This window comes from Phenylobacterium sp., assembly GCF_031360265.1.
Lineage (GTDB): Bacteria > Pseudomonadota > Alphaproteobacteria > Caulobacterales > Caulobacteraceae > Phenylobacterium.
In genome coordinates, this window is the sequence record NZ_JANMBF010000018.1 from 1 (window position 1) to 21,773 (window position 21,773).

21 protein-coding genes and 1 tRNA gene are annotated in these 21,773 nt (G+C 69.3%); 8 read left to right on the forward strand and 14 right to left on the reverse strand.

Going from position 1 to position 21,773, the window contains the following annotated elements; all coding sequences use genetic code 11:
• The 3 genes from RMN86_RS01255 to tmk all read right to left on the reverse strand — a co-directional run.
• The coding region (locus RMN86_RS01255; protein ID WP_309604008.1) for a TatD family hydrolase at positions 1–353 on the reverse strand (353 nt) is incomplete at its 3' end.
• Between the two features lie 9 nt (positions 354–362).
• Positions 363–1,355, reverse strand: coding sequence for a DNA polymerase III subunit delta' (locus tag RMN86_RS01260; RefSeq protein ID WP_309604009.1), 993 nt, complete (start codon positions 1,353–1,355; stop codon positions 363–365).
• Positions 1,348–1,983, reverse strand: a complete 636-nt coding sequence (gene tmk, locus RMN86_RS01265; RefSeq protein ID WP_309604010.1) for a dTMP kinase — start codon at positions 1,981–1,983, stop codon at positions 1,348–1,350. Before tmk ends, RMN86_RS01260 begins: the two co-directional genes overlap by 8 nt.
• 132 nt (positions 1,984–2,115) lie before the next feature.
• On the opposite strand from tmk, the gene RMN86_RS01270 reads away from it, so the two are divergent.
• Positions 2,116–2,868, forward strand: coding sequence for a PEPxxWA-CTERM sorting domain-containing protein (locus RMN86_RS01270; RefSeq protein WP_309604011.1), 753 nt, complete (start codon positions 2,116–2,118; stop codon positions 2,866–2,868).
• Between the two features lie 13 nt (positions 2,869–2,881).
• Here the strand turns inward: RMN86_RS01270 and RMN86_RS01275 are convergent, their stop codons facing one another.
• Entirely contained in the window at positions 2,882–3,838 is a 957-nt protein-coding gene (locus RMN86_RS01275; RefSeq protein WP_309604012.1) for a septal ring lytic transglycosylase RlpA family protein, read from the reverse strand.
• A gap of 144 nt (positions 3,839–3,982) precedes the next feature.
• Between RMN86_RS01275 and RMN86_RS01280 the strand changes: the two genes are divergently transcribed.
• Positions 3,983–5,224, forward strand: coding sequence for an LLM class flavin-dependent oxidoreductase (locus tag RMN86_RS01280; protein ID WP_309604013.1), 1,242 nt, complete (start codon positions 3,983–3,985; stop codon positions 5,222–5,224).
• Positions 5,225–5,261: 37 nt separating this feature from the next.
• Here the strand turns inward: RMN86_RS01280 and RMN86_RS01285 are convergent.
• A tRNA-Ser gene (locus tag RMN86_RS01285) sits at positions 5,262–5,348 on the reverse strand.
• A gap of 202 nt (positions 5,349–5,550) precedes the next feature.
• On the opposite strand from RMN86_RS01285, the gene RMN86_RS01290 reads away from it, so the two are divergent.
• The 3 genes from RMN86_RS01290 (at position 5,551) to RMN86_RS01300 (ending at position 7,926) form a co-directional block, all read left to right on the forward strand.
• Positions 5,551–6,246 (forward strand): PEPxxWA-CTERM sorting domain-containing protein, encoded by a 696-nt coding sequence (locus RMN86_RS01290; protein ID WP_309604014.1) that lies wholly within the window; start codon positions 5,551–5,553, stop codon positions 6,244–6,246.
• A 98-nt stretch (positions 6,247–6,344) separates the two neighbouring features.
• Entirely contained in the window at positions 6,345–7,073 is a 729-nt protein-coding gene (locus RMN86_RS01295; protein ID WP_309604015.1) for a glutathione S-transferase N-terminal domain-containing protein, read from the forward strand.
• A 223-nt stretch (positions 7,074–7,296) separates the two neighbouring features.
• Positions 7,297–7,926, forward strand: a complete 630-nt coding sequence (locus tag RMN86_RS01300; RefSeq protein WP_309604016.1) for a PEPxxWA-CTERM sorting domain-containing protein — start codon at positions 7,297–7,299, stop codon at positions 7,924–7,926.
• Between the two features lie 64 nt (positions 7,927–7,990).
• On the opposite strand, the gene RMN86_RS01305 is transcribed toward RMN86_RS01300, so the two are convergent.
• The gene (locus RMN86_RS01305) at positions 7,991–8,536 is read right to left on the reverse strand and encodes an MOSC domain-containing protein (RefSeq protein ID WP_309604017.1); all 546 of its coding nucleotides are present in this window, start codon (positions 8,534–8,536) and stop codon (positions 7,991–7,993) included.
• Between the two features lie 81 nt (positions 8,537–8,617).
• Here RMN86_RS01305 and RMN86_RS01310 point away from each other — a divergent pair, with 81 nt between their 5' ends.
• Entirely contained in the window at positions 8,618–8,860 is a 243-nt protein-coding gene (locus tag RMN86_RS01310; RefSeq protein WP_309604018.1) for a sulfurtransferase TusA family protein, read from the forward strand.
• Here the strand turns inward: RMN86_RS01310 and RMN86_RS01315 are convergent.
• The 3 genes from RMN86_RS01315 to RMN86_RS01325 form a co-directional block, all read right to left on the reverse strand.
• Positions 8,855–9,820 (reverse strand): YihY/virulence factor BrkB family protein, encoded by a 966-nt coding sequence (locus RMN86_RS01315; protein ID WP_309604019.1) that lies wholly within the window; start codon positions 9,818–9,820, stop codon positions 8,855–8,857. The genes RMN86_RS01310 and RMN86_RS01315 overlap by 6 nt on opposite strands.
• A 170-nt stretch (positions 9,821–9,990) precedes the next feature.
• Positions 9,991–11,115, reverse strand: coding sequence for a CaiB/BaiF CoA-transferase family protein (locus RMN86_RS01320; protein ID WP_309604020.1), 1,125 nt, complete (start codon positions 11,113–11,115; stop codon positions 9,991–9,993).
• A 65-nt stretch (positions 11,116–11,180) separates the two neighbouring features.
• A complete protein-coding gene (locus tag RMN86_RS01325) occupies positions 11,181–11,957 on the reverse strand; it encodes an SDR family NAD(P)-dependent oxidoreductase (protein ID WP_309604021.1) in 777 nt (258 codons plus the stop codon).
• A gap of 146 nt (positions 11,958–12,103) precedes the next feature.
• Here RMN86_RS01325 and RMN86_RS01330 point away from each other — a divergent pair, with 146 nt between their 5' ends.
• Positions 12,104–13,435, forward strand: a complete 1,332-nt coding sequence (locus RMN86_RS01330; protein ID WP_309604022.1) for a diguanylate cyclase domain-containing protein — start codon at positions 12,104–12,106, stop codon at positions 13,433–13,435.
• A gap of 13 nt (positions 13,436–13,448) precedes the next feature.
• Here RMN86_RS01330 and RMN86_RS01335 read toward each other — a convergent pair whose 3' ends face one another.
• The 3 genes from RMN86_RS01335 to RMN86_RS01345 are packed head-to-tail and all read right to left on the reverse strand — an operon-like array spanning position 13,449 to position 17,652.
• A complete protein-coding gene (locus tag RMN86_RS01335; RefSeq protein WP_309604023.1) occupies positions 13,449–13,802 on the reverse strand; it encodes a hypothetical protein in 354 nt (117 codons plus the stop codon).
• Positions 13,803–13,841: 39 nt separating this feature from the next.
• The gene (gene mfd, locus RMN86_RS01340) at positions 13,842–17,360 is read right to left on the reverse strand and encodes a transcription-repair coupling factor (protein WP_405041296.1); all 3,519 of its coding nucleotides are present in this window, start codon (positions 17,358–17,360) and stop codon (positions 13,842–13,844) included.
• Positions 17,323–17,652 (reverse strand): succinate dehydrogenase assembly factor 2, encoded by a 330-nt coding sequence (locus RMN86_RS01345; protein WP_309604024.1) that lies wholly within the window; start codon positions 17,650–17,652, stop codon positions 17,323–17,325. Before RMN86_RS01345 ends, mfd begins: the two co-directional genes overlap by 38 nt.
• Positions 17,653–17,690: 38 nt before the next feature.
• Between RMN86_RS01345 and recG the strand changes: the two genes are divergently transcribed.
• Entirely contained in the window at positions 17,691–19,766 is a 2,076-nt protein-coding gene (gene recG / locus RMN86_RS01350) for an ATP-dependent DNA helicase RecG (RefSeq protein ID WP_309604025.1), read from the forward strand.
• On the opposite strand, the gene RMN86_RS01355 is transcribed toward recG, so the two are convergent.
• The gene (locus RMN86_RS01355; protein WP_309604026.1) at positions 19,763–20,767 is read right to left on the reverse strand and encodes an NADP-dependent oxidoreductase; all 1,005 of its coding nucleotides are present in this window, start codon (positions 20,765–20,767) and stop codon (positions 19,763–19,765) included. The two genes, recG and RMN86_RS01355, sit on opposite strands and share 4 nt — an antisense overlap.
• 42 nt (positions 20,768–20,809) lie before the next feature.
• The coding region (locus RMN86_RS01360; RefSeq protein ID WP_309604027.1) for a DUF3089 domain-containing protein at positions 20,810–21,773 on the reverse strand (964 nt) is incomplete at its 5' end.

Here is a 21,773-nt window from a genome sequence, read left to right on the forward strand (position 1 = left end):
CGCGCCGCCGCCGCGTGGACGCGGAACACCCGGGCCTGGATGTCGCGCGGGCTGAGGTCATAGTGGAAGTCGAGGCCGGTCTCGCCGATGCCCACCACGCGCGGGTCGGCCGCCATCTCGATCAGCCGCGCCGCCGCCAGATCCGGGTCCTCCTTGGCCTCGTGCGGATGGGTCCCCACGGTGCACCAGATGTCGGGCGCCTCGGCCAGCGCGCGGACCGCCTGGAAGTTCGAAACCCGGTCACAGATATTGACCATCAGGCCCACGCCGCCGGCCCGGGCGCGGTCGATCACCGCCTGGCGGTCGGCGTCGAACTGGGGCGCGTGCAGGTTCACGTGGCTGTCGATCAGCATCGGGGCGCCCTAACGCGCCGCCTGGCGCAGTTCGCCCAGGGCGGTGAACAGGGCGTCGGCGCGGTCGAGGTTCAGCGCCTCGGCCTCGCGCGGCAGCCGCCGCAGCGTCTCCCAGACCTGCGCCCAGCGATCCAGGTCGCCGACCCCCTCGCTCGCGCGCCGCGCCGCCAGGCCATGCACCCGCTCGGCCAGGCGGTCGAACAACAGGTTGAACTGCGCCTGGCCCTCCCCGCCCCGGAACCGCTCGGCCAGGGCCAGGGCTGCGGCCTCGTCCACCCTCGGCAGCTGTTCGAGAAGAGCCCGCGCGACGTCATCGATGGCGATCGCCTGGGCCCCGGCCAGGGTCCAGGCCCGCCCCGGCGCCCCGCCGGACATCCGCGCCAGCCGCAACGCCGCCTCCTCGCTGACATCCTCGCGCGCGCGGACAAAGGCGGCGGCCTCCTCCAGCGGCAGGGGCGCGAACGCCAGACGCCGGCAGCGCGAGCGGATGGTCGCCAGCAGGCGCCCCGGCGCGTGACTGACCAGCAACAGCACCCCGCGCGTCGGCGGCTCCTCCAGGGTCTTCAGGATGGCGTTGGCGCCAAAGGGATTGAGGTCGTCGGCCGCATCGACGATCGCCACCCGGTGCGGCGCGCTGGCCGGCGACTTGGAGAAGAACTCCGAGATCCTGCGAGCTTCCTCGACCGGGATGGTCTTGCGCACCTTGCCGTCCTCGCCCAGCCGCTCCAGCACAAAGAGGTCGGGGTGGGCGTGGGCGATGATCTGGCGGCTGACCGGATGGTCGGGGCTGGCGCCCAGGACGCCGTGGCTCGGATCAGCGGGAGCGCCCAGCAGCTGCCGCGTCGCGCGATAGGCGAAGGTCGCCTTGCCCACGCCCTCCGGCCCGGTCAGCAGCCAGGCGTGATGCAGCCGCCCGCGCGCCCGGCTGGCCTCGAACGCCGCCTCGGCCGCCTCGTGGCCTTCCAGGTCGAACACCTCGCGGGGGTGGGGGATCTCAGCCATGGGCCGCCAGCCGGCCCTCGACAGTCGCCCAGACCCGGGCCTCGACAACCTCGACCGAGCCGTCGGCGTCGATCAGGGCGCAGCGGTCCGGCTCGGCCTTGGCGATGGCCAGGAAGGCGCCTCGCAGCCGCTCGTGGAACGCTAGGCCCTTGGACTCGAAACGCAGCTCTGAACCCGCCCGCGCATGGGCGCGCGCCAGCCCGACCTCGACCGGCAGGTCGAAGATCAGGGTGAGGTCCGGCCGGGTCTCTTCAAGAATGAAGTGTTCCAGCGACGCGATCAGCTCCGGCGGCGTACCCCCCGCCGCCCCCTGATAGGCTCGGGTCGAGTCGGCGAAGCGGTCGCAGATCACCCAGTCGCCGCGCGCCAGCGCCGGCCTGATCAGCCGCTCCACATGGTCGCGCCGCGCGGCGTACATCAGCAGCGTCTCGGCCACCGGACTCCAGCGGTCCGCGGCGCCGGTCAGCACCAGTCCGCGAATCGCCTCGGCGCCCGGCGATCCCCCGGGCTCGCGCGTCGCCACGACCTCGCGACCCTGGGACTGCAGGCGCGCGGCAAGGCGCTTGAGCTGGGTGGATTTCCCCGCCCCCTCGCCGCCTTCGAAGGTGATGAACCGACCGTGCTTCACCGGGCCAAATTGGCCCGTTCGCTGCGGAAGTCTAGCGGGGCTTGGCGCACACACTTCTCGTGTGACGCGAAGCCGGTGGTCCTTGTTGATTTCACAACCTAGCGTTCGTGAATCGCCAACCGAGGTAACATCATGACCCGCCAAGTCACTGCAATGCTCGCCGCCCTGGCCTTGGGTTTCGCAAGCGCGGGCCTAGCGCATGCGGACCCTATTGACGTCGTGGCCTACACGACCACGGGCCTGATGGTCATCGACTTCGAGGACGCCGCCGCCGCGCCATTTCCTGGCGTGAACTACGACGGCATCCTCAACTCAGGCGGCGCCAGGTTCGCGGAACGGTTCGCCGGCCAGAACCTCTCGTTCAGCGGTGGGAACGACGTCCTGTCGGGCAGCCCCGGCGGCCCACTGACGCTGCAGACCGGCGCGCCGGGGCGGAACCTCGACCTCGGCACCGACAACGGCACCCACAACCTGATCCCCTGCGGCAACCTCGGCTGCCTCGATGGCAACGGCTACGGCGAGGGCTCGTTTGCAGTGCTGTTCGCCCACCCGACCTCATTCTTCGGCTTCCAGCAGTTCTTCGACGAAGGCGGGCCGAAGCTTACCACACTGGATTTCTTCAACGGCGCCGGGGGGCTGATCCAACGGGTCACCGTCAATGTCCACGGAAGCTTCGGCTTTCACCGCAGCGGCGGCTTCGAGGACATCGCCGGCGTTTCGGTGTTCACCTCGGACCTAGGCGGCCTCGCCTACGACAACCTGGTCTACGACCCCACGCATGGCGACCCGGGCGGCGTGCCGGAACCGGCGACCTGGGCCATGCTGCTGACGGGCTTCGGCGCGATTGGCGCTATCGCGCGTCGACGTAGGCCTGTCCTGGCCTAACCACGCTCCCGCGCTAGAACGGCCGGATCACTCGCGCGTCGGTAAAGCCGATCACCGCCACCCGGTCGCGCAACGCATAGGCTTGCGCCTCGTCGGCCGGTCCGGGCAGCAGCACGCGATAGAGTGTCAGGCCATTGCGTTCCACCGGCTCCACGGTCGCCACGCCCGCCGGCGCGAGTTGCTCGGCGACCTTTCGAGCCTGGGCCTCGTCGCTGAAGGCGCCGGCCTGGATGCGATAGGCCGCGGCGCGAGTCTCCGGGAGGGGGGCAAGCGTGCTGACCGTCACCGGCTCGGGCGCGGCGACAGGCAGGATCTCTTCAGGGTCGGGCGCGGCGAGGGCTTCGGCCTCCGCTCCGGTGTCGGGCGTCCGATCTTCGAAGATCTCCTCGTCGGCGGGACGAACCGCGGTCGCCACGCGAGCCGGCGCCGCCTGAGCGTAGCGCACGCCGGCCTGCGGACCCGCCAGCGGCGCGGGACCGATATAGCGCACCCGGACATGGGCCAGGCCCGCCCGGTCGTAGCCCAGTTCACGCGCCGCGGCGTGGCTGAGGTCGATGATCCGGCCGCCCACGAAAGGGCCCCGATCGTTGACCCGCACGGTCAGCCTGCGGCCGTTGTCGAGGTTGGTCACCTCGACCGTCGAGGGCAAGGGCAGGGTCGTGTGCGCCGCCGAGATCGCGTTCATGTCGAAGATCTCGCCGTCGGCCGTCGGCTTCAGGTGGAAGGCGTCGCCATACCATGACGCGATCCCGGTCCGGTCGTAGTCCGGCTGGTCCTTGGGCGCGTACCAGACGCCGCCAACCTGATAGGGCTGGCCAGTCTTGTAGCCGGTCGGGCCCGAGGGCGCCGCGCCGCGCGCGCCTGCGCCCGCCGGGTACTTCGGGGCCAGGGTCGCGCAGGCCGCCAGACTGGCGCCGGCCAGCAGCACCAGGGCGATCCGGCCGGAGCCGCGCGCGGCTTGCCTGTTCATGGTGACCCGCTCCGCACCGTTGAGGACGCGGCAGCTTCGGCCACGAAGTTTGCGACAGGGTTAACCGAGGGTTGCCAAACCCCGCGCCGGCGCGTGAGTTGAAGGCCAAGCCTCCGCGTGAGGGGCGACGGGAGGACATCTGCCATGCGGTTCGGGATCTTCTACGAGCACCAGCTGCCCAAGCCCTGGAATCCGGGGGACGAGGCGCGCCTGTTCCACGAGGCCCTGGAGCAGGTCGTGCTCGCCGACCGGCTGGGCTATGACTACGCCTGGGAGGTCGAACATCACTTCCTGGAAGAGTATTCCCATTCCTCGGCGCCAGAGGTGTTTCTCGCGGCTTGCGCGGCCCTGACCAAGACCATCCGCGTGGGCCACGGCATCCGCCAGGTGATCCCCAACTACAACCACCCGGCCCGCACCGCCGAGGGCCTGGGCACGCTGGACATCATCTCCCGGGGTCGCCTGGATTTCGGCATCGGCGAGGGCGCCACGCGGCTGGAACTCGGCGGCTTCGGCATTCCCGCCCGCGAGAAGCGCGCCCTGGCGCTGGAAGCCGCCGAGCAGATCGCCAACATGATGGTCATGGCCCCCTACCCCGGCTTCGAGGGCAAGGGCTTTTCCTTTCCCTGCCGCAACATCGTGCCCAAGCCGGTGCAGACCCCGCACCCGCCGATGTGGATGGCCTGCACCAATCGCGACACCATCAAGGTGGCCGCCGCCAACGGCCTGGGCGCACTGGCCTTCTCCTTCGTCGATCCGCAGGAGGCGCGTGACTGGGCCGAGATCTACTACGGGATCATCAGGTCCGATCAGTGCGTTCCGATCGGCCATGCGGTGAACGCCAACCTGGCCATGGTCTCCAACTTCTCCGTCCATCCCGACCGCGCCGAGGCGATCCGCCGGGGTCAGGAAGGGTTCGAGTTCTTCAGCTACGCGGTCAATGCGCTGGTCGCCCACGACGCCCTGCCCGGCCGCTCGACCCTGTTCGAGGACTTCCAGAAATCCCGCGCCCGCAGCGACGACGAGATCATCGCCGCCACCCGGGCCGCCGCCCGCAACGCCAGCGGCATCGGCACCCCCGCCGACATCCGCGACCACATCGAAGCCTTCCAGACGGCCGGCGTCGATCAGGTGATCTTTCTGCAGCAGGCCGGCCGCAACAAGCACGCCCACATCTGCGAAAGCCTCGAGCTGTTCGCCGCCGAGGTGATGGGCGCGTTCAAGGCCCAGGTCGCCGAGCGCGAGGCCAAGAAGGCCGCCGAACTCGCACCGTTCCTTGAAGCCGCCATGGCCCGGAAGGTCTGGATGGCTCCCCTGGCCGAGTCCGAGATCCCGGTGGTCCCGGCGTCGCGCAAGACGGCGCAGATCAATGCGGTCGCGGGGTAGGCAGACCAGGTGTTAAGGCTGGACACCGCGCCACTTGCGGACGGGGTGGGATTCGAACCCACGGTGGGCTTTCACCCACGGCGGTTTTCAAGACCGCTGCCTTAAACCACTCGGCCACCCGTCCGGAAACGGGCTTCTAGCAGGGCTCGGCGCAGGGCTCCACCTGTGGTCTGTAGCGCACCGCGCCGACCGCATCCAATTGTGGCCGCACATGCTTAAGATTCCCCCTGAAGGTGAAGCCAATTGCGCTGGCGCGGGGGCGCCGTCATAGCCCGGGCCGACGTTGTCGCCGCGCGATGCGGCCCGTAAGGCTTTGAGAATCACTGATGAACAAGATCGCCCTGGCGCTGCTCGCCACGACCCTGCTGGCGGCCGCGCCTGCCCAGGCCGGAAACCTGCTGACCAACGGCAGCTTCGAGAGCGGCCTTTCCGGCTGGACGCTCGGTGGGAGCTCGGGCGATGGCTATCCGCCGGTGGTGATCACCAATCTGTCGGGCGGCGGCTATCCCACCGGCGCGTTCGGCGAAGTGGTCCCCAACGACAACGCCGTTGGCAATCCTGGCTTCGATGCCGCCGGGACCCATGGGCTCTATTTCGTGGCCGACCTGGCGCACCCGCAGACGCTCAGCCAGGTGGTCAGCTTCGTCGCCGGAACCAGCTACACCTTCGGTTTCGACGTCTATCTGCCGGCGAATGGCGCGCACAACGTCAACGACGCGACGCTCAGCGCCACCGTCGCCGGCCTGACCTTCGCCAGCTTCTCGGCCAGCGCCAGCCCGGTCACCAGCTGGAACCACTTCTCGGGCGCCGGCACGGCGCTGGTTTCCGGCGCCGGAGCGTTCACGTTCTCCTTCAACAGCTTTGGTTACCCGGCGAAGGATTTCGTGATCGACCGCGCCTACTTCGCCAGCACCAAAGACGCCACGCACGGCGTGCCGGAACGGGCCACCTGGGCGATGATGGTTTCGGGCTTCGGCCTGATGGGCGCCTCGCTGCGTCGCCGCCGGGCGCTGCTCGCCTAGACACGGCGGGTCCCTCCGGGGTCAACGCCGCCGGCTTGTCCTCTGAGGCGGGTGGCCTAGGGTTTGCGCCTCGCATCCGGCGAAATGAGGCGAACCCAATGATCGACGTCCACTACTGGCCCACCCCCAACGGCAAGAAGGTGACCATCCTTCTGGAAGAGCTCGACATTCCCTATCGCATCGTCCCGGTTCACATCGGTCGCGGCGATCAGTTCGAAGACGGCTTCCTGAAGATCAGCCCGAACAACCGGATGCCGGCCATCGTCGACACCGAGCCGAAGGGCGGGGGCGATCCGATCGCCGTCTTCGAGTCCGGCGCGATCCTGATGTATCTGGCCGAAAAGGAAGGACGGTTCTGGCCGCGGGACGTTCGCGGCCGCTACGAGGTCGCCCAGTGGGTGATGTGGCAGATGGCCAACCAGGGTCCGAAGACCGGCGAGCGCGGTCACTTCAGCCGCGTGCCGGCCGATCAGGGCGACCAGTCCTATGCCCAGCGGCGTTTTGCCGACGAAACTCACCGGCTCTACGGGGTGATGAACAACCGCCTCTATGACCGCCCCTATCTGGCGGGTGAGGACTATTCGATCGCCGACATGATCTCCTATCCCTGGACGGCCAGCTGGAAACTGCAGGGCATCGATCTCGACGAGTTCAAACACTTCAAACGTTGGTTCGAGGACCTGTCGGCGCGGCCCGCCGTGCAGCGTGGCATGGCGGTGACCGCCGGGCTGCCGTCGGAGGATCCCGCCAGCCTCAGCCCTGAGGAGCAGGCCCGCCGCCGCGCCCTGCTCTACAACCAGCGCGCTCGGCCGGCGCCTGACGCGTAGCACAACCACAGCGGGGAAATTAACCTATATTTCGACAATATCTAGTCTTGAGGTTGCGGAATTCCCCAGCAAAGTGAGTCCGCTTTCAACCCTTCTGAAAATTCCCTATAGGCAGGGTCCATTGGGGTTTGTTGTCGAGACATGTTGTTCTCGGCTGTTGTTTGGGGGCTCGTCTATGCTTCGTAAATTTGTCTTGGGTGCCTTGGCCGTGACCGGCGCCGTGATGTTCACATCTTCGGCCCTGGCCAGCACGCTGATGGTCAGCGACGTCGGCATTACCGGGATGAACACGGTCTCCGTGCCCGGGCATGGCGGCGAGAATTCCACGGGGATCATCTTCAACGGTTCCCAGCTGGTGTTCTGCGCCGACCTTGAGCACAACATCAACGTGACGCACTACGCGCCGCCGCTGACCTTCACCTGGGGCGTTCTGGAATTCACCGGGGCCGGCGATCCGATCGACGACGTGACGTCGAACCGGATTGGTCACCTGGCCGACATCGGCCGCCACGTCTACTATTCCGGCGACAGCGACATCGCCAACGACCTCTCCGCCATCCAGGGCGCGATCTGGTCGCTGGAATATACCAACCCCTATGTAACCGGTCTGCGGGCGACCTCCACGGATGCGGAGATCGACGGCGAGATCGTCCATTACCTGGCGCTCGCCCACCTGTTCAACGGCCACGAACGCGCCCGCGCCCTGCTGGCGCACGGCCAGTTCGGCGGCGGCGTTCAGAACATGGTCAGCGGCGGCGTGCCGGAGCCGGCCAGCTGGGCGCTGATGATCGGCGGCCTCGGCCTGACCGGCGCGGCGCTCCGTCGTCGTCGCCTGACCCCTGTCGCCGCCTGAACGCATCACCGCTGAAAGACAAGGGCGCCGTCGGTCTTGCGACCGGCGGCGTCTTCGCGCCCGATCAGACGACCTTCAACGCCGCGTGCGGGGTCGGCGGCAATTCAATCCCGATCGCGTCGCCCGCCGTCACCTCGCCTGCAACCAGAACGACCGCCATCACCCCGGCCAGCCGCACCAGATCACCGTCGCGCCGGTCCAGGCAGGCGGCCATCAGGCCCGGATAGATGCGGTCCAGCTGATAGCAGGGGTTGCGCAGACCCGTGAGCTGCACGACCGCGTCCGGGCCCAACCGCAGGCGGGCTCCCGTCGGCAGACTGAGCAGGTCGACCCCACGGGTGGTGACATTTTCGCCCATCAGTCCGGGCGTGACCTCGAACCCCTTGGTGGCGAGTCCCTCGAAGAACTCGCCATGCAGCAGATGCACCTGACGCACGTTCGGCTGCGTCGGATCCCGCCGCCAGCGACTGCGGTGCTTGACCGTGGCGCCGCAGTGCGCGTCGCCCTCCACGCCCTCGCCGGCCAACAGTCGGATGGTGGCGCGGTTGGCCTTGTTGATCCCGTGCCGGGCCTTGGCGCTGACCGCAACGACGCGAGCCGGACCGTTCATGCGCCTTGGCCGGTGCGAACAATCCGGCGGGCCAGCCTTGTGACTGGCCGCGCGACGCGCAGGCGGTGTAAGGGGCTTGGCATGTCCTCCAGACGTTTCCAGGCGGAAATTCTCATCGATGCGCGCGGCCACCGCTGTCCCGTGCCGACGCTCCGTCTTCGCAAGGCGCTGGCGGCCGCGCCCGTCGGCGCGCGCGTGCGTCTGTTGGCCGACGACCCCATGGCGCGCATCGATGTGCCGCACTTCGCCAAGGAAGCCGGCGCCGTCATCCTGGCGCGCGAAGAGGTGGATGGCGGCTTCAGCTTCCTGATCGCCAGCTCATAGGCCGCTCGCCGCCGGTCTTCGCCGGGGATGCGCGGCGGCGTGCGCGTCGATAGCGAGCTCCACCTCGGTGGCCAGAGCTCCGCCGAAGAAGATCGCGTTGACGTTCCAGGACAGCCAGATCAGGAACACCACCACCGTGGCGATGGAGCCATAGGTCGCCCCCAGGTGGACGATCTGGGTCACGTAGAAGGCCGTCGCCCAGGAGGCGAACAGGCACAGCACCGCCGCCGTCGCCCCGCCCAGCAGCGACGCGCGCCAGTCCACCGGCCGCCGCGACATCGCCCAGCGGTAGATCAGGCCCATGCCGAGCGTCAGGACGGCGCTGGACCAGGTCCATTCGCTGTAGAGCCAAGACACCCCGCGCAAAGGCCGCAGCTCGAAGGCCGTGCCCATGACCCGCAGGCCGACGAAGACCACCGAGACCACGCCCAGCAGCGCGAAACTGGCGACCAGCACCCCCAGCGCCATCAGGTTGAAGCTCAGGAAGCCGCGGGGTTCGTCCTCGTCATGGATGAACGACAGGCCCGCCAGCATGGCCTTGAAGCCGCGATGCGCCGCGTAAAGGCCGATCAGCAGGGCGAACCCGCTCTGGGTGGACATCGCCACGTGCGGCGCCCTGGCCAGGCGCACCAGTTCGGTCTGGACGATATCGCGCGCTCCGGCCGGGATCAGCCGGGCCAGGGCCTCGCCTTCCTTCGCCGCCTGAATCGGGTCGGAGAGCAGGCTGTAGAGCGTGATCATGATCGCCAGCGCCGGGAAGATCGCCAGCAGGCTGAAGAACGACACGCCGCCCGTGTAGAGCATGACATCGCGGCCCCACACCCGCGCCAAGGCCCGGCCAAGCGTCCGCAGCGATACCCCCAGCCAGTAGAGGGGGTCCCAATGTATGGCCCGCAGGCGAGAAATGAACCGAGGGGCCGTCATCGCGCGGTAGATGCTGAGGAACGCCTGATCATGCAAGACGCAAACGGCGCGCCACCGGTTGAGGGGTGACGCGCCGCGCGATGGGCGTGTGGTTCCATCAGGCGGTTCGCCGCTTCGAGGGACGGGAGAACGCGACGAACAACCCGGGGTGAGATTGCTCTCCCGCCCCTGAACCCCGGCTGAACGCCGCCGTCAGGAAATGTAAGCTATCGCGCCGGTCCAGTGAGGGCGTCGATTTCAGCGGTGGAAAATCCCCAGTCGATAAGAGCCTCCCGATCATGCGCGCCAATCGCCGGCGGCCGGCCCTGGATGGCCCCGGGCGTGGCCGAGAAGCGCGGCGCCGGCGCCGGCTGGATCACCCCGGCCACCTCGACAAAGGTCTGGCGGGCGGCGTTGTGCGGGTGCTTCGGCGCCTCATCGAGATCGAGCACAGGGGCAAAACAGACGTCGGTGGCGTCCATGATCGCGCACCACTGGCCTTGCGTCTTGCCGGCGATGGCCGCCGCCAGCTTCGCGCGCAGCTGGGGCCACTTCGACCGATCCATCTGGCTGGCGAACTCGGGGTCGGTGATCCCGGTCTTTTCCAGCAGCAGCGCATAGAACTGCGGCTCGATCGACCCGATCGAGATCCACTTCCCATCTGAGCACTGGTAGGTGTCGTAGAAGTGGGCGCCGCCATCCAGCAGGTTCTGGCGCCGCTCTTCCTTCCAGGCGCCGGAAGCCTTGAAGCCGTAGAACATGGCCATCAGCGAGGCCGCGCCATCGCTCATGGCGCAGTCGATGACCTGACCCTTGCCGCTTTCGCGCGCCTGGATCACCCCGGCCAGCAGGCCGAAGGCGAGATAGAGCGCGCCGCCGCCGAAGTCTCCGACCAGATTCAGGGGCGGCACCGGCTTGTCCGCCGTGCCGATGGCGTGCAGTGCGCCGGTGATGGCGATGTAGTTCATGTCGTGCCCGGCGGCATTGGCGTAGGGGCCGGTCTGGCCCCAGCCGGTCATCCGGCCGAAGACCAGCTTCGGGTTGCGCTTGAGCGCCACGTCAGGCCCCAGGCCCAGGCGCTCCATGACCCCCGGCCGGAAGCCTTCAAACACCGCGTCGGCCTGTTCCATCAGCTTCAGACAGGCTTCAACGGCCGCCGGCGTCTTCAGGTCCAGCGCCACGGAGCGCCGGCCCCGCGCGGTCACATCGCTGGGCGCGCCGCCCCGACCGCCCTTGCGGTCGATCCGCACCACATCGGCGCCCAGGTCCGACAGCAGCATGCCGCAGAACGGACCTGGCCCGATCCCGGCGAACTCCACCACCTTAAGTCCCGTCAGCGGCCCCTGGCGCATCGCGTCACTCCTCGTGTTGGGTTCAATAAGGCGCCCTGCCCTTCGGTCAGCCAAGCCCTCCGGCGTCAGCCGCCGCCGGGCAGGGACTGGCCGTCGTCGATGACGATCAGGGTTCCCGTGATGGCCGTCGCCGCCGGTCCGACCAGCAACAGGAACGCCGCGTCCAGGTCGCTTTCCTGCATCAGCCGGCGGCGCGGGAAGCCCTTCAGCTGCCGCTGACCCCCCTCCGTCGGCCACCAGGCGGCGTTGAGGTCGGTCTCGATGTAGCCGGGCGCCAGCGCATTGACCGCGATCCCGCGTCGCGCCCACTCCCGCGCCAGGCTCCGGGTAATCATCGCCACCGCCGCCTTCGACCCGCAATAGGCGCCAAGTCCCGGCAGCACGGTCTGACTGGCGATGGAGGCGATGTTGAGGATCCGCCCCTCGCCCCGCTCGGCGACGCCGGAGCTCAGCATCAGCCGGGCGGCCTCCCGGGCGGCGACAAACGGCGCGATAGCGTTCACCGCGAAGGCATTGCGCAGATCGGCGACCGACACGTCCAGAGCCATCCCCTCGCCGCCCACCCCGGCGTTGTTGACCAGGATCGAGATCGGCCCCAGCGCCGCCTCGATCTCGTCGAGAGCCGGGCCGATGGTCTCGGCGTCCGCGACATCCAGCCGCAGGGCCATGGCGCGACCTCCCGCGCCGGCCAGTTCGCCCGCCAGGGCCTCGACCTTGTCCAGCCGGCGCGCCGTCAGCGCCACTGTGGCGCCCTGGCGCGACAACAGCCTGGCGAAATGTGCGCCGAGCCCGCCAGATGCTCCGGTGACCACCGCCACCTGCCCTTCCAGGCTTCGTTCCATCTTAATCCTCCGGTGTATCTTTGGGTGTGTCTTCGGGCGTGCCTTCGGGCGTGTCTGGGGCCTGTCACAACTTAAGCTTGCCGGCTATCCTGGCGGCGCGCGATTCACCCTCGATGGGACTCGCTCTGGCGAGAGGAATGGGAGAAATGACGGCAACCGTCCAGGCGCGCGTGCTGATCGTCGCGCGGGATGACGCCTTGGCGGGGGAACTCGCCGAGGGACTGGACCGTCTGGGCTGGAAGACCATCACCGCGCGCGGCCGCTATGCGGCGGTCGCGGCGCTGGCGGACCTGCAGATCGAGGCTGCGATCATCGACCTGCGCGGCGTCGGCGAGGAAGCCCTGGGCCTGGCGCGTCGCCTGAAGGCCGCCTGCGCGCCGCGCAAGCTGCCGGTAATCGCCATCGGCGACCCTGACCCGATCCTGGAAACCTATGGCTTCGACGTGACGCTGGCCTCGCCGCTGCATCCCGCCCAGGCCGCCATGCGGCTGGAAACCCTGGTCAGAACCGCTGTCGCCGAAGAGGAATTCGAGCTTCGGCAGGAAACCTTCGCCGACTCCGGCCGCGTGTTCGACGCGCCGGATCTCGATGTCAGCCCCTATCGCATCCTGGCCATCGGCGAGCCGGCGCCGCAGTTCCTGGCGCTCTCCAACGCTCTGCTGCGCAACGGAGCCGACGTGGTCGGCGCCTTCACCGCCTACACCGCCTTCGACTACCTGCATGAGCGGATCTTCGACGCGGTGGTGCTCTGGGCCGGCGACAACCCGCAGGAGGCCCTGTCGATCGCCGCGGGCCTGCGGCGCAACACCCGACTCTATCACACGCCGGCGCTGCTCTACATGCGCAAGGACTCCTACGTCACCACCTCGGAGGCCTACCATCGGGGCCTGTCGGACGTCGCCTCGCCCGAGACGCCAGAGAGCGAGACCGCGCGCCGCATCGTCGAACTGGCGCGCAGCTATCGTCGCCAGATGGCGGTCCGCGCGGCGCTGGAGCAGGCGCGCGGCTCGGGCCTGATGGACCCGGCGACAGGGCTCTTTACGCGCGACATGTTCGCCGCCCACCTGGCCCGCCTCGCCCAGGCCTCCAAGGTCCGCAACCGCGCGCTCAGCGTCTGCGTGCTGAAGGTGGCCGACCGTGCGGAAACCCAGGCCGCCCGCGCCGGCGGCTGGCTGGACCGCGCGGTGCCGCAGATCGGCTCGATGGTCAGTCGTCTCGTCCGGGTTGAAGACACCGCCGCCCGCCTGGGCCCGGAGGTGTTCGCGCTCGCCCTGCCGTCCACCGTGCTGGCCAACGCCAGGCTGGCCGGCGAGCGGATCGCCGCGGTGATCGGCTGCACGGCGTTCGAGGCCGGCGAAGGCAACCCGCCCTTCGTCGTTGATTTCGATCTTGGGGTCGCCTCGGTCCCCTCCGCCGAGACCGCCGGTCGCGCTCTGGAGGAGGCCGCCTCCCACGCCCAGGGGCTGAAGGCCGGCTGAGGGCGACGCCGGCCTAACCCACCCCGCGCTTCTGCGAGACGGTCGAGTTCATCGCTTTCAACGAATCGTTCTTGGCCTTCAACAGTGCGCCGCAACGCTGCGCCTCGGTCAGAAAGTCACCGTTCTGCATGCCGCGTCGCGTGTCGTGCAGCGCGTGCGCCAGATCCAGCTGGTGTTCGCGGCCCTCGACGCGGCCAAGGAAGTAGAAAATCCCCGAGGCGGCCGCCTCGTGATAGGTCGGGTTGTTCACCAGCACCGTGAAGGCCACCACGCAGCGCAGGTCGGTGGCGGTCAGGTCCTGCGCCCACGCGCCGCCGCCGGCCGCGCTGGCCAAGGCGGCCGCCGCCAGGATCGCCGAAAGTCTCATGGTCGCCCCCGTCCCGTTGTCCCGGGTGGGAGACTGCGCCTAAGCGGCGAGCTTCGCCAGTTCCCGCAGCACCCGCTCGGCGGCGCCCAGGCGTTGTTCCGGGGTTTCCCACTCGCCCTTCACCACCACCTTGTGATCGGGCCGGATGCGCCAGGCGACCGGGTTTTTGCCAATGAAGTCGATCAGGCCGGCGGGATTCTTAAAGTCGTCGTTGCGGAACGACACCACCGCGCCCTTTGGGCCGACGTCGATCTTGGCGACATTGGCTTCGCGGCACAGACCCTTGATCGCCACCACCTTCAACAACTGGCCGGCTTCCGGCGGCAGGGGGCCGAAGCGGTCGATCAGTTCGGCGGCCAGCGCCTCGCGGTCCTGCGCCTTCTCCGCGTCCGACAGGCGGCGATAGAGCGAAAGGCGCACGTTCAGGTCCGGGACATAGGCCTCGGGGATCAGCACCGCGGCGCCGGTGTTGATCTGTGGCGACCAGCCCCGGTCGGATTCCAGGCCCTCCGCCCCGGCGCGGGTCTTCAGCTCGTTCACCGCGTCCTCCAGCATCTGCTGGTAGAGCTCGACCCCGATCACGCGGATGTGGCCCGACTGTTCCTCGCCGAGCAGATTGCCGCCGCCGCGGATATCCAGGTCGTGGCTGGCCAGCTGGAACCCGGCGCCCAGGCTGTCCAGCGACTGCAGCACCTTCAGGCGCTTCTCGGCCGACAGCGTGATCTGCTTCTCCGCCGGGGTGGTCAGATAGGCATATGCGCGGCTCTTGGCGCGGCCGACCCGGCCTCGCAGCTGATAGAGCTGGGACAGGCCGAACATGTCGGCGCGATGGATGATCAAGGTGTTGGCGGTGGGGATGTCCAGGCCGCTCTCGACGATCGTTGTCGACAGCAGCACGTCATACTGGCCGTCATAGAAGGCGCTCATCACCTCCTCCAGCTGGGTCGGCGCCATCTGTCCGTGGCCGACCAGGAACTTCACCTCCGGCACCTGGGTGCGCAGGAACCGTTCTAGTTCCGGCAGGTCGGCGATGCGCGGCGCCACGTAGTAGGCCTGGCCGCCTCGGTACTTCTCGCGCAGCAGGGCTTCGCGAACCACCACCGGATCCCACGGCGTGACGTTGGTGCGCACCGCCAGCCGGTCGACCGGCGGGGTGGCGATGATCGACATCTCGCGCAGGCCCGACAGCGACATCTGCAACGTCCGCGGGATCGGCGTGGCGGTCAGGGTCAGCATGTGCACATCGGCGCGCAGCTCCTTGAGCTTCTCCTTGTGCTTGACCCCGAAGTGCTGCTCCTCATCGACGATCACCAGGCCCAGGTCGCGGAACCCAACCTGCTTGGACAGCACCGCGTGGGTGCCGACGATGATCTCGACCTCGCCGTTCTTGAGCGCCTCGCGGGTCTCGGCGGCCTCCCGGGCCGGGACCAGGCGGGAAAGCCTTCGCACCTTCACCGGCCAGCCGTCGAAGCGCTCGGTGAAGGTCTTGAAGTGCTGGCGCGCCAACAGGGTGGTGGGCGCGACCACTGCGACCTGCTGGCCGCTCATGGCCACCACGAAGGCCGCGCGCAACGCCACCTCGGTCTTGCCAAAGCCCACGTCGCCGCAGATCAGGCGGTCCATCGGCTTGCCGGCCGCCAGGTCCTCCAGCACGTCGCCGATGGCGGTCAGCTGGTCCTCGGTCTCCTCGTAGGGGAAGCGGGCGCAAAATTCGTCGAACACCCCGTGCGGCGGGTCGATGGGGTCGGTGACGCGGGTCGCGCGCTCGGCGGCGATGCGGATCAGGCCCTCGGCCATCTCGCGCAGCCGTTGCTTGGCGCGGGCCTTGCGCGCCTGCCAGGCCGCGCCGCCCAGCCGGTCCAGCACCACACCGTCGGTCTCCGCGCCGTAGCGGGTCAAAAGGTCGATGTTCTCCACCGGCAGGTAGAGCTTGGACTCCCCGCCGTACTGGATCTCCAGGCAGTCGTGCGGCGCCCCCTGCACCTCCAGCGTCTTCAACCCGTCGTAGCGGCCGATGCCGTGGTCGATGTGCACCACCAGGTCGCCGGGTGTCAGCGACGAGGCTTCGGCCAGGAAGTTTGACGCGCGCCGCCGCCGCCTGGGCCGCGCCAGCCGGTCGCCCAGGATGTCGGTCTCGGAGATCACCGCCAGGGTCTCGGTCTCGAACCCGGCGTCCAGCGGCAGCACGACCCGCTGCGGCGTCTTGGGGCTGGCCGCGCGCGCGGCGTCCCAGTAGGCGGCATAGGGGACGTCGCTCAGGCCGTGGTCGGCCAGCATCACGCCCAGCCGCTCGGACGAGCCCTCCGACCACGACGCGAACAGCACCCGCTTGCCGCCGGCCGCCAGCGTTGTGGCGTGGCTGGCCGTGGCCTCGAACAGGTTGACGCTGTCCTTGTGCCGTTCCGGCGCGAAGCTGCGTCCGGCGCGGGCCCCCATGTCGATGACGGTGTCGCCCGGCGCCTCCTGGAACGAGGAGAACCGCCGCGTGGCGCGCCGGGCCAGCAGTCCCTGCCACTCCTCCGCCGTCAGATAGAGCCGGTCGGGCGCCAGCGGATGGTACTGCGCCTTGCGGTCAGCGGTGGCGCGTGCGTCGTAGGCGTCGTTGATCAGGGCCAGACGCTCGTCGCGCGCCTCACGCGACAGGTGGTCCAGGGCGATGACGGCGCTGTCGGGCAGATAGTCGAACAGGCTCGCCATCCCCGGATAGAACAGCGGCAGCCAGTGCTCCATCCCGGCGCGGCGGCCGCCCTCGGAAACCGTGGCGTAGAGCGGGTCGTCGCCGGCGGCGCCGAACGCCTCCAGATAGCCGCTGCGGAACCGCGCGATCGCCTCCTTGTCGAGCAGGGCCTCGCTGACCGGCAGCAGGCTGATGTCCTTCAGTTGGCGGGTGGAACGCTGGGTTTCCGGATCGAAGGCGCGGATAGATTCCAGGGTGTCGCCGAAAAGATCGAGACGCACCGGCTCATCGGCCGACGGCGGGAAGACGTCGATCACCCCGCCGCGGATGGCGAACTCACCACGCTCGGACACGGTGGACGCGCGCTGGTAGCCGTTGATGGCGAAATAGGTTTCCAGGTCGGCGATCTCGACCGCATTGCCGGTGCGCGCGGAATAGCCGGCCCTTTGCACGACGCTGAGCGGCGGTACGCGCTGCACCAGCGCCGGAACCGAGGTCACCAGCAGCGCCGGCGCCTGTTCGTCGAGGCGCGCGGCCAGACGCGACAGCGTGGTCATCCGCTGCGCCGCCAGCCCGGCGGACGGCCCGATCCGGTCGTAGGGCAGGCAGTCCCAGGCCGGGAAGGTGAGGATCTCGATCTCCGGCGCGAAGAACCGGAAGGCGTCGCTGAACGCGGAAATCCGCGCCCCGTCGCGGGCGACGAACACCGACAGGCCTTTGCGGGCGCGCACGATGTCGGCCATCACCAGGGCGTCAAAGCCCTCCGGCGCGCCGATCAGGTCCAGGCCGCCCGGATCGTCGGCGACCCGGCGCAGATCCGCCGCGGTGGTCGGCCGCGAGCCGTCAGCCGCCACGGTCGTCACCCCGCGCGGCATGAACATGCATCCGGAACGCCTGGATTTTCTTCATGATCTCGCCGTCAAATTGCTCGGGCGCCGGCAGGGTTCCGATGATCCAGGCGTAGACATCCTGGTCGGGCTGATCGAGCAGGACCTCGAACCAGTCGAGCTCGGCCGGCGAGAACGTCGAGACGTGCCGATCTGCGAACGGCCCCAGAATGAGGTCCGCTTCCCTGAAACCCCGGCGCCAGGCGCGGAACTTCAGCTTCTTCAGCCGGGCGTCGTCCATGTCAGTCATCGAGAGGTCGCGGATATAGAGCGGCCGTCGCCCCATTGCCAGCCAGGATCGCGCCAGTCGTCTATGCTGGCGCCATGCGGCCCGAGATTCTGTTCCCGCTCTATGCGCCGATCACCTCGCTGAGGGGCGTGGGGCCGCGCGTGGCCCCGTTGCTGGAGAAGCTGGCGGGTCCAATCGTCCGCGATGTGGCGTTCCTCAAGCCCCATTCGCTGGTCCGCCGGACGCCGGCCACGGTCTCCACCGCCATCGACGGCCAGGTGATGACTTTCGAGGTAACCATCGCCGGCGTCGAGCGGCCCCGAGGTCCGGCGCAGCCCTGGCGCATCCGCGCCTTCGACCAGACCGGGTTCATCAGTCTGGTGTTCTTCGGCAGCTTCGGGTCGGGGCTCGAGCAGCGCCATCCGGCCAACGCCCGGCGGCTGGTGTCGGGCAAGGTCGAGCAATTCCGCGACGAGTGGCAGATCGTCCATCCGGACTACCTTCTGGCCCCCGACAAGGCCGGCGACATCCCCGACATCGAGCCGATCTATCCGGCGACGCAAGGGTTGCCGGCGCGGACCGTGCGCAGGTTCGTCGGCGAGGCCCTGGACCGCACGCCGGAGCTGCCCGAGTGGCAGGACGCGGCCTGGCTGGCGCGCGAGCGGTTCCCGACCTTCCGGGTGGCGCTGGCGCGCCTGCACACGCCACAGATCGAGGCCGACCTTTCGCCCACCAGCCCGCACTATCGCCGCCTGGCCTATGACGAGCTGCTGGCCCAGCAGCTGGCCATGGCGCAACGCCGGTCCGAACGACGCCGCGAGCCCGCCGCCAAGGTGGTCACGAGCGACATCGCGCAACGGATCCGCGCCGACCTGCCGTTCCAATTCACCGGTGCCCAGGACCGATCGCTCTCCGAGATCCGCGCGGACCTGGCCACCGGCGAGCGGATGAGCCGGCTGATCCAGGGCGACGTCGGGTCCGGCAAGACGGTCGTGGCCATGTGCGCCATGGCCGACGTGGCCGCGGGCGGCGGCCAGAGCGCGCTGATGGCTCCCACGGAGATCCTCGCCCGCCAACACTATGAGACCCTCGCCGGCCCGCTGACCGCGCACGGCATCGGCGTGATCCTGCTGACCGGTCGCGACAAGGGCGCCCCTCGGGCCGAGAAGCTGCGCGCGCTCGCCAGCGGGGCGGTGCAGGTGGCGGTGGGCACCCACGCGCTCTTCCAGGACGACGTCGCCTTTCACCAGCTGCAGCTGGCCGTCGTCGACGAACAGCACCGCTTCGGGGTCAGCGAGCGCCAGCGGCTGCAGACCAAGGGCTGGGGGACGCACCTGCTGGCCATGTCGGCCACCCCGATCCCGCGCACCCTGGAGCTCACCGTCTATGGCGATCTCGACGTCAGCCGCATTGACGAGAAGCCCCCCGGCCGCACCCCGGTCGCCACCCGCGCCGTGCCGATGACCCGCATCGGCCAGGTCGAGCAGCGCCTGCGCGAGGCCGTCGCCGGCGGCGCTCAGGCCTTCTGGATCTGCCCCCTGGTGTCGGAGTCCGAACTGATCGACCTCAAGGCCGCCGAGACCCGCGCCGCCGAGCTGAAGGCGACGATCGGTCCCAGCGTCGGGCTGATCCACGGCAGGATGGCGCCCGCGGCCAAGGACGCGGTGATGGCCGAGTTCGCCGACGGCCGGCTCTCGGTGCTGGTGGCCACCACGGTGGTCGAGGTCGGGGTCAACGTGCCCAATGCCACCATCATGGTGGTCGAACAGGCCGAGCGTTTCGGCCTGGCGCAACTGCACCAGCTGCGCGGCCGGGTCGGGCGGGGCCGCCAGGAAAGCGCCTGCGTGCTGCTCTACGACGCGCCGCTGTCGGAGACCGCCCAGAAGCGGCTGGACATCCTGCGGCGCACCGACGACGGCTTCCGGATCGCCGAGACCGACCTGGAGCTGCGCGGCGGCGGCGATGCCCTGGGCCTCAGGCAGTCGGGCTTTCCAGACTACGTCTTCGCCGACCCCTTCACCCACCGCGACCTGATCGCCGCGGCCGGCGACGACGCGCGCCTGATCGTGAACCGCGACCCCGAACTCAAAACCGAGCGCGGCAAGGCGCTGCAGGTGCTGCAGGAACTGTTCGACTGGAAGGCCGGGTTGGGCCTGCGGGACGCCGGCTAACGCACCCTCACCATCCGCTTCCCCCGGTTCTCGCCGTTCAGCAGGCCGATCAGGGCCGCTGGCGTGTTCTCCAGGCCGTCGATGATGTCTTCCTGGACCTTGATCTGGCCGGAAGCGACCCAGCCTTGCAGCTCCTTGAGGGCGGCCTCGCGCTGGTCGTCGAAGTCCATGACCACGAAGCCGCGCAGGGTCAGGCGCTTGGTGACGATCAGCCCGGGGATGCCGCGGGGGCCGTGGGGCGGCGCCGCGCCATCGTACTGGGAGACCGCGCCGCAGCAGGCGATGCGGCCGAAATTCTTCATGGCGAACAGGCAGGTCTCGAAGATCTCGCCGCCGGTGTTGTCGAAATAGACGTCGATGCCCTCGGGCACGGCGTCCTTCATCTGCTGGCGCAACCCGCCGGCCTTGTAGTCGATGGCCGCGTCGAACCCGAGTTCATCGACCAGCCAGCGCCCCTTCTCGGCCCCGCCGGCCACGCCCACCACGCGACAGCCCTTGATCCTGGCGATCTGGCCGACGATCGAGCCGACAGAGCCCGCCGCCGCAGACACCACCACGGTCTCGCCGGCCTTGGGCCGCCCGCACTCCAGCAGACCGAAATAGGCGGTGAGGCCCGCGACGCCGAAGACGCTCAGCAGATGGGTCATGGGTTCGAGGTCGGGCAGTTTCGCCAGCCGCTTGCCGGGCAGGACCGCATAGTCCTGCCAGCCGGTGTCGGCGAACACCGCGTCGCCGGGCTTGAGGTGGTCGACGTGCGACTCGACCACTTCGGCGAGAGTTCCGCCGGCCATCACCTGGCCCGAGCTCAACGCGGCGCGGTAGGTCGCGCCCTGCATCCAGGCCCGGTTGGCCGCGTCGAGCGAAATATAGCGCGTGCGCAGCAGCACTTCGCCCTCACCCGGCTGGGGTATCGCCGCCTCGGCCAGCCTGAAGTGATCGGGCGCGAGCCTGTCGCCCTGTGGCAGCCGATCCAGCACGATCTGACGATTGGCCTGGGCCATGGCGTATCTCCCGGTTGTTTGGACGCTACGAGGACAGCAGGCTCAGGGCCGGGTCAAGGCCGCCACGCGGGCCTGGGCGTCACTCTCCAGGTCGGCGTAGAACAGATTGAAATCCGGCGCCATCCGTTGCTCGGTCCAGGATCCCGATGGCTTCAGCGAAGCCGATCTCGGAAGAGTGACCCGCAGCACGCCGCCCCGGCAACGGGCGGCGACCTGTCGCGCCAGGAACGCCGGGCGAGCCCCCCACTCCAGGCCCGTGGCGTTGGCCGCGCCCTGATGCAGGCGCGCGGGCGCGGGCTCTTCGGTCGTCGCGCCGAGGATCGGGTTGAAACAGAGCGCCGCGCCCTTGAGGTTCTGAAGGTCCCCCTGGACGTCCCAGACCAGCGCCCGGTCGAGCAGCAGGCGGCCGCGGCCGATCTCTGCGTCCGCAACGCTGACCCAGGCGGCGAGACAGCCGGGCTGGCCGCGACGCGCGCAGGGCGGCAGCGGCGGGTCCGCGGCCGGGACCACGGTCTCGATCAGATAGGCCCCGGCCAGGCGCGCGCGCAGCGCGGCGTCGGGCGCCACCTCCTCGGCCAGTAGTCGCGCCGCCAGGGTCCCACCCTGTTCCACCCCGACGATCAGGAACGGGCGGCCCGCGCCGTCGTGGTCGCGCCAGTGGCGGAAGGCCTGGCGGACATCGGCGTAGGCGAGCTTGCGGGCGTCGCGGGCGTCCTCGCTGAGGGTCAACAGGCTGTAGAGCCCGGCCTGCCGGTAGCGCGGCGCGAAGATCCGCCCCACCCGCACGAAGGGACCCGCGTAGTTGGGGGCCATGACCCGTCGGAAGAGCTGGTCGGACCGGGCGTTGTCGATCGTATCGTTCCAGTCCTTGCCGCCTTCAAAGGTGGTGGGCGAGACGAAGAACACATCGGCCGGCGGGTCCGCGGCGGTCGGCGCGTCGGGCGTGGTCGGCATCAGCGCCCAGGCGCCGCGCTTTGCATAGTCCGGCGCGGGCGGCGGACGATAG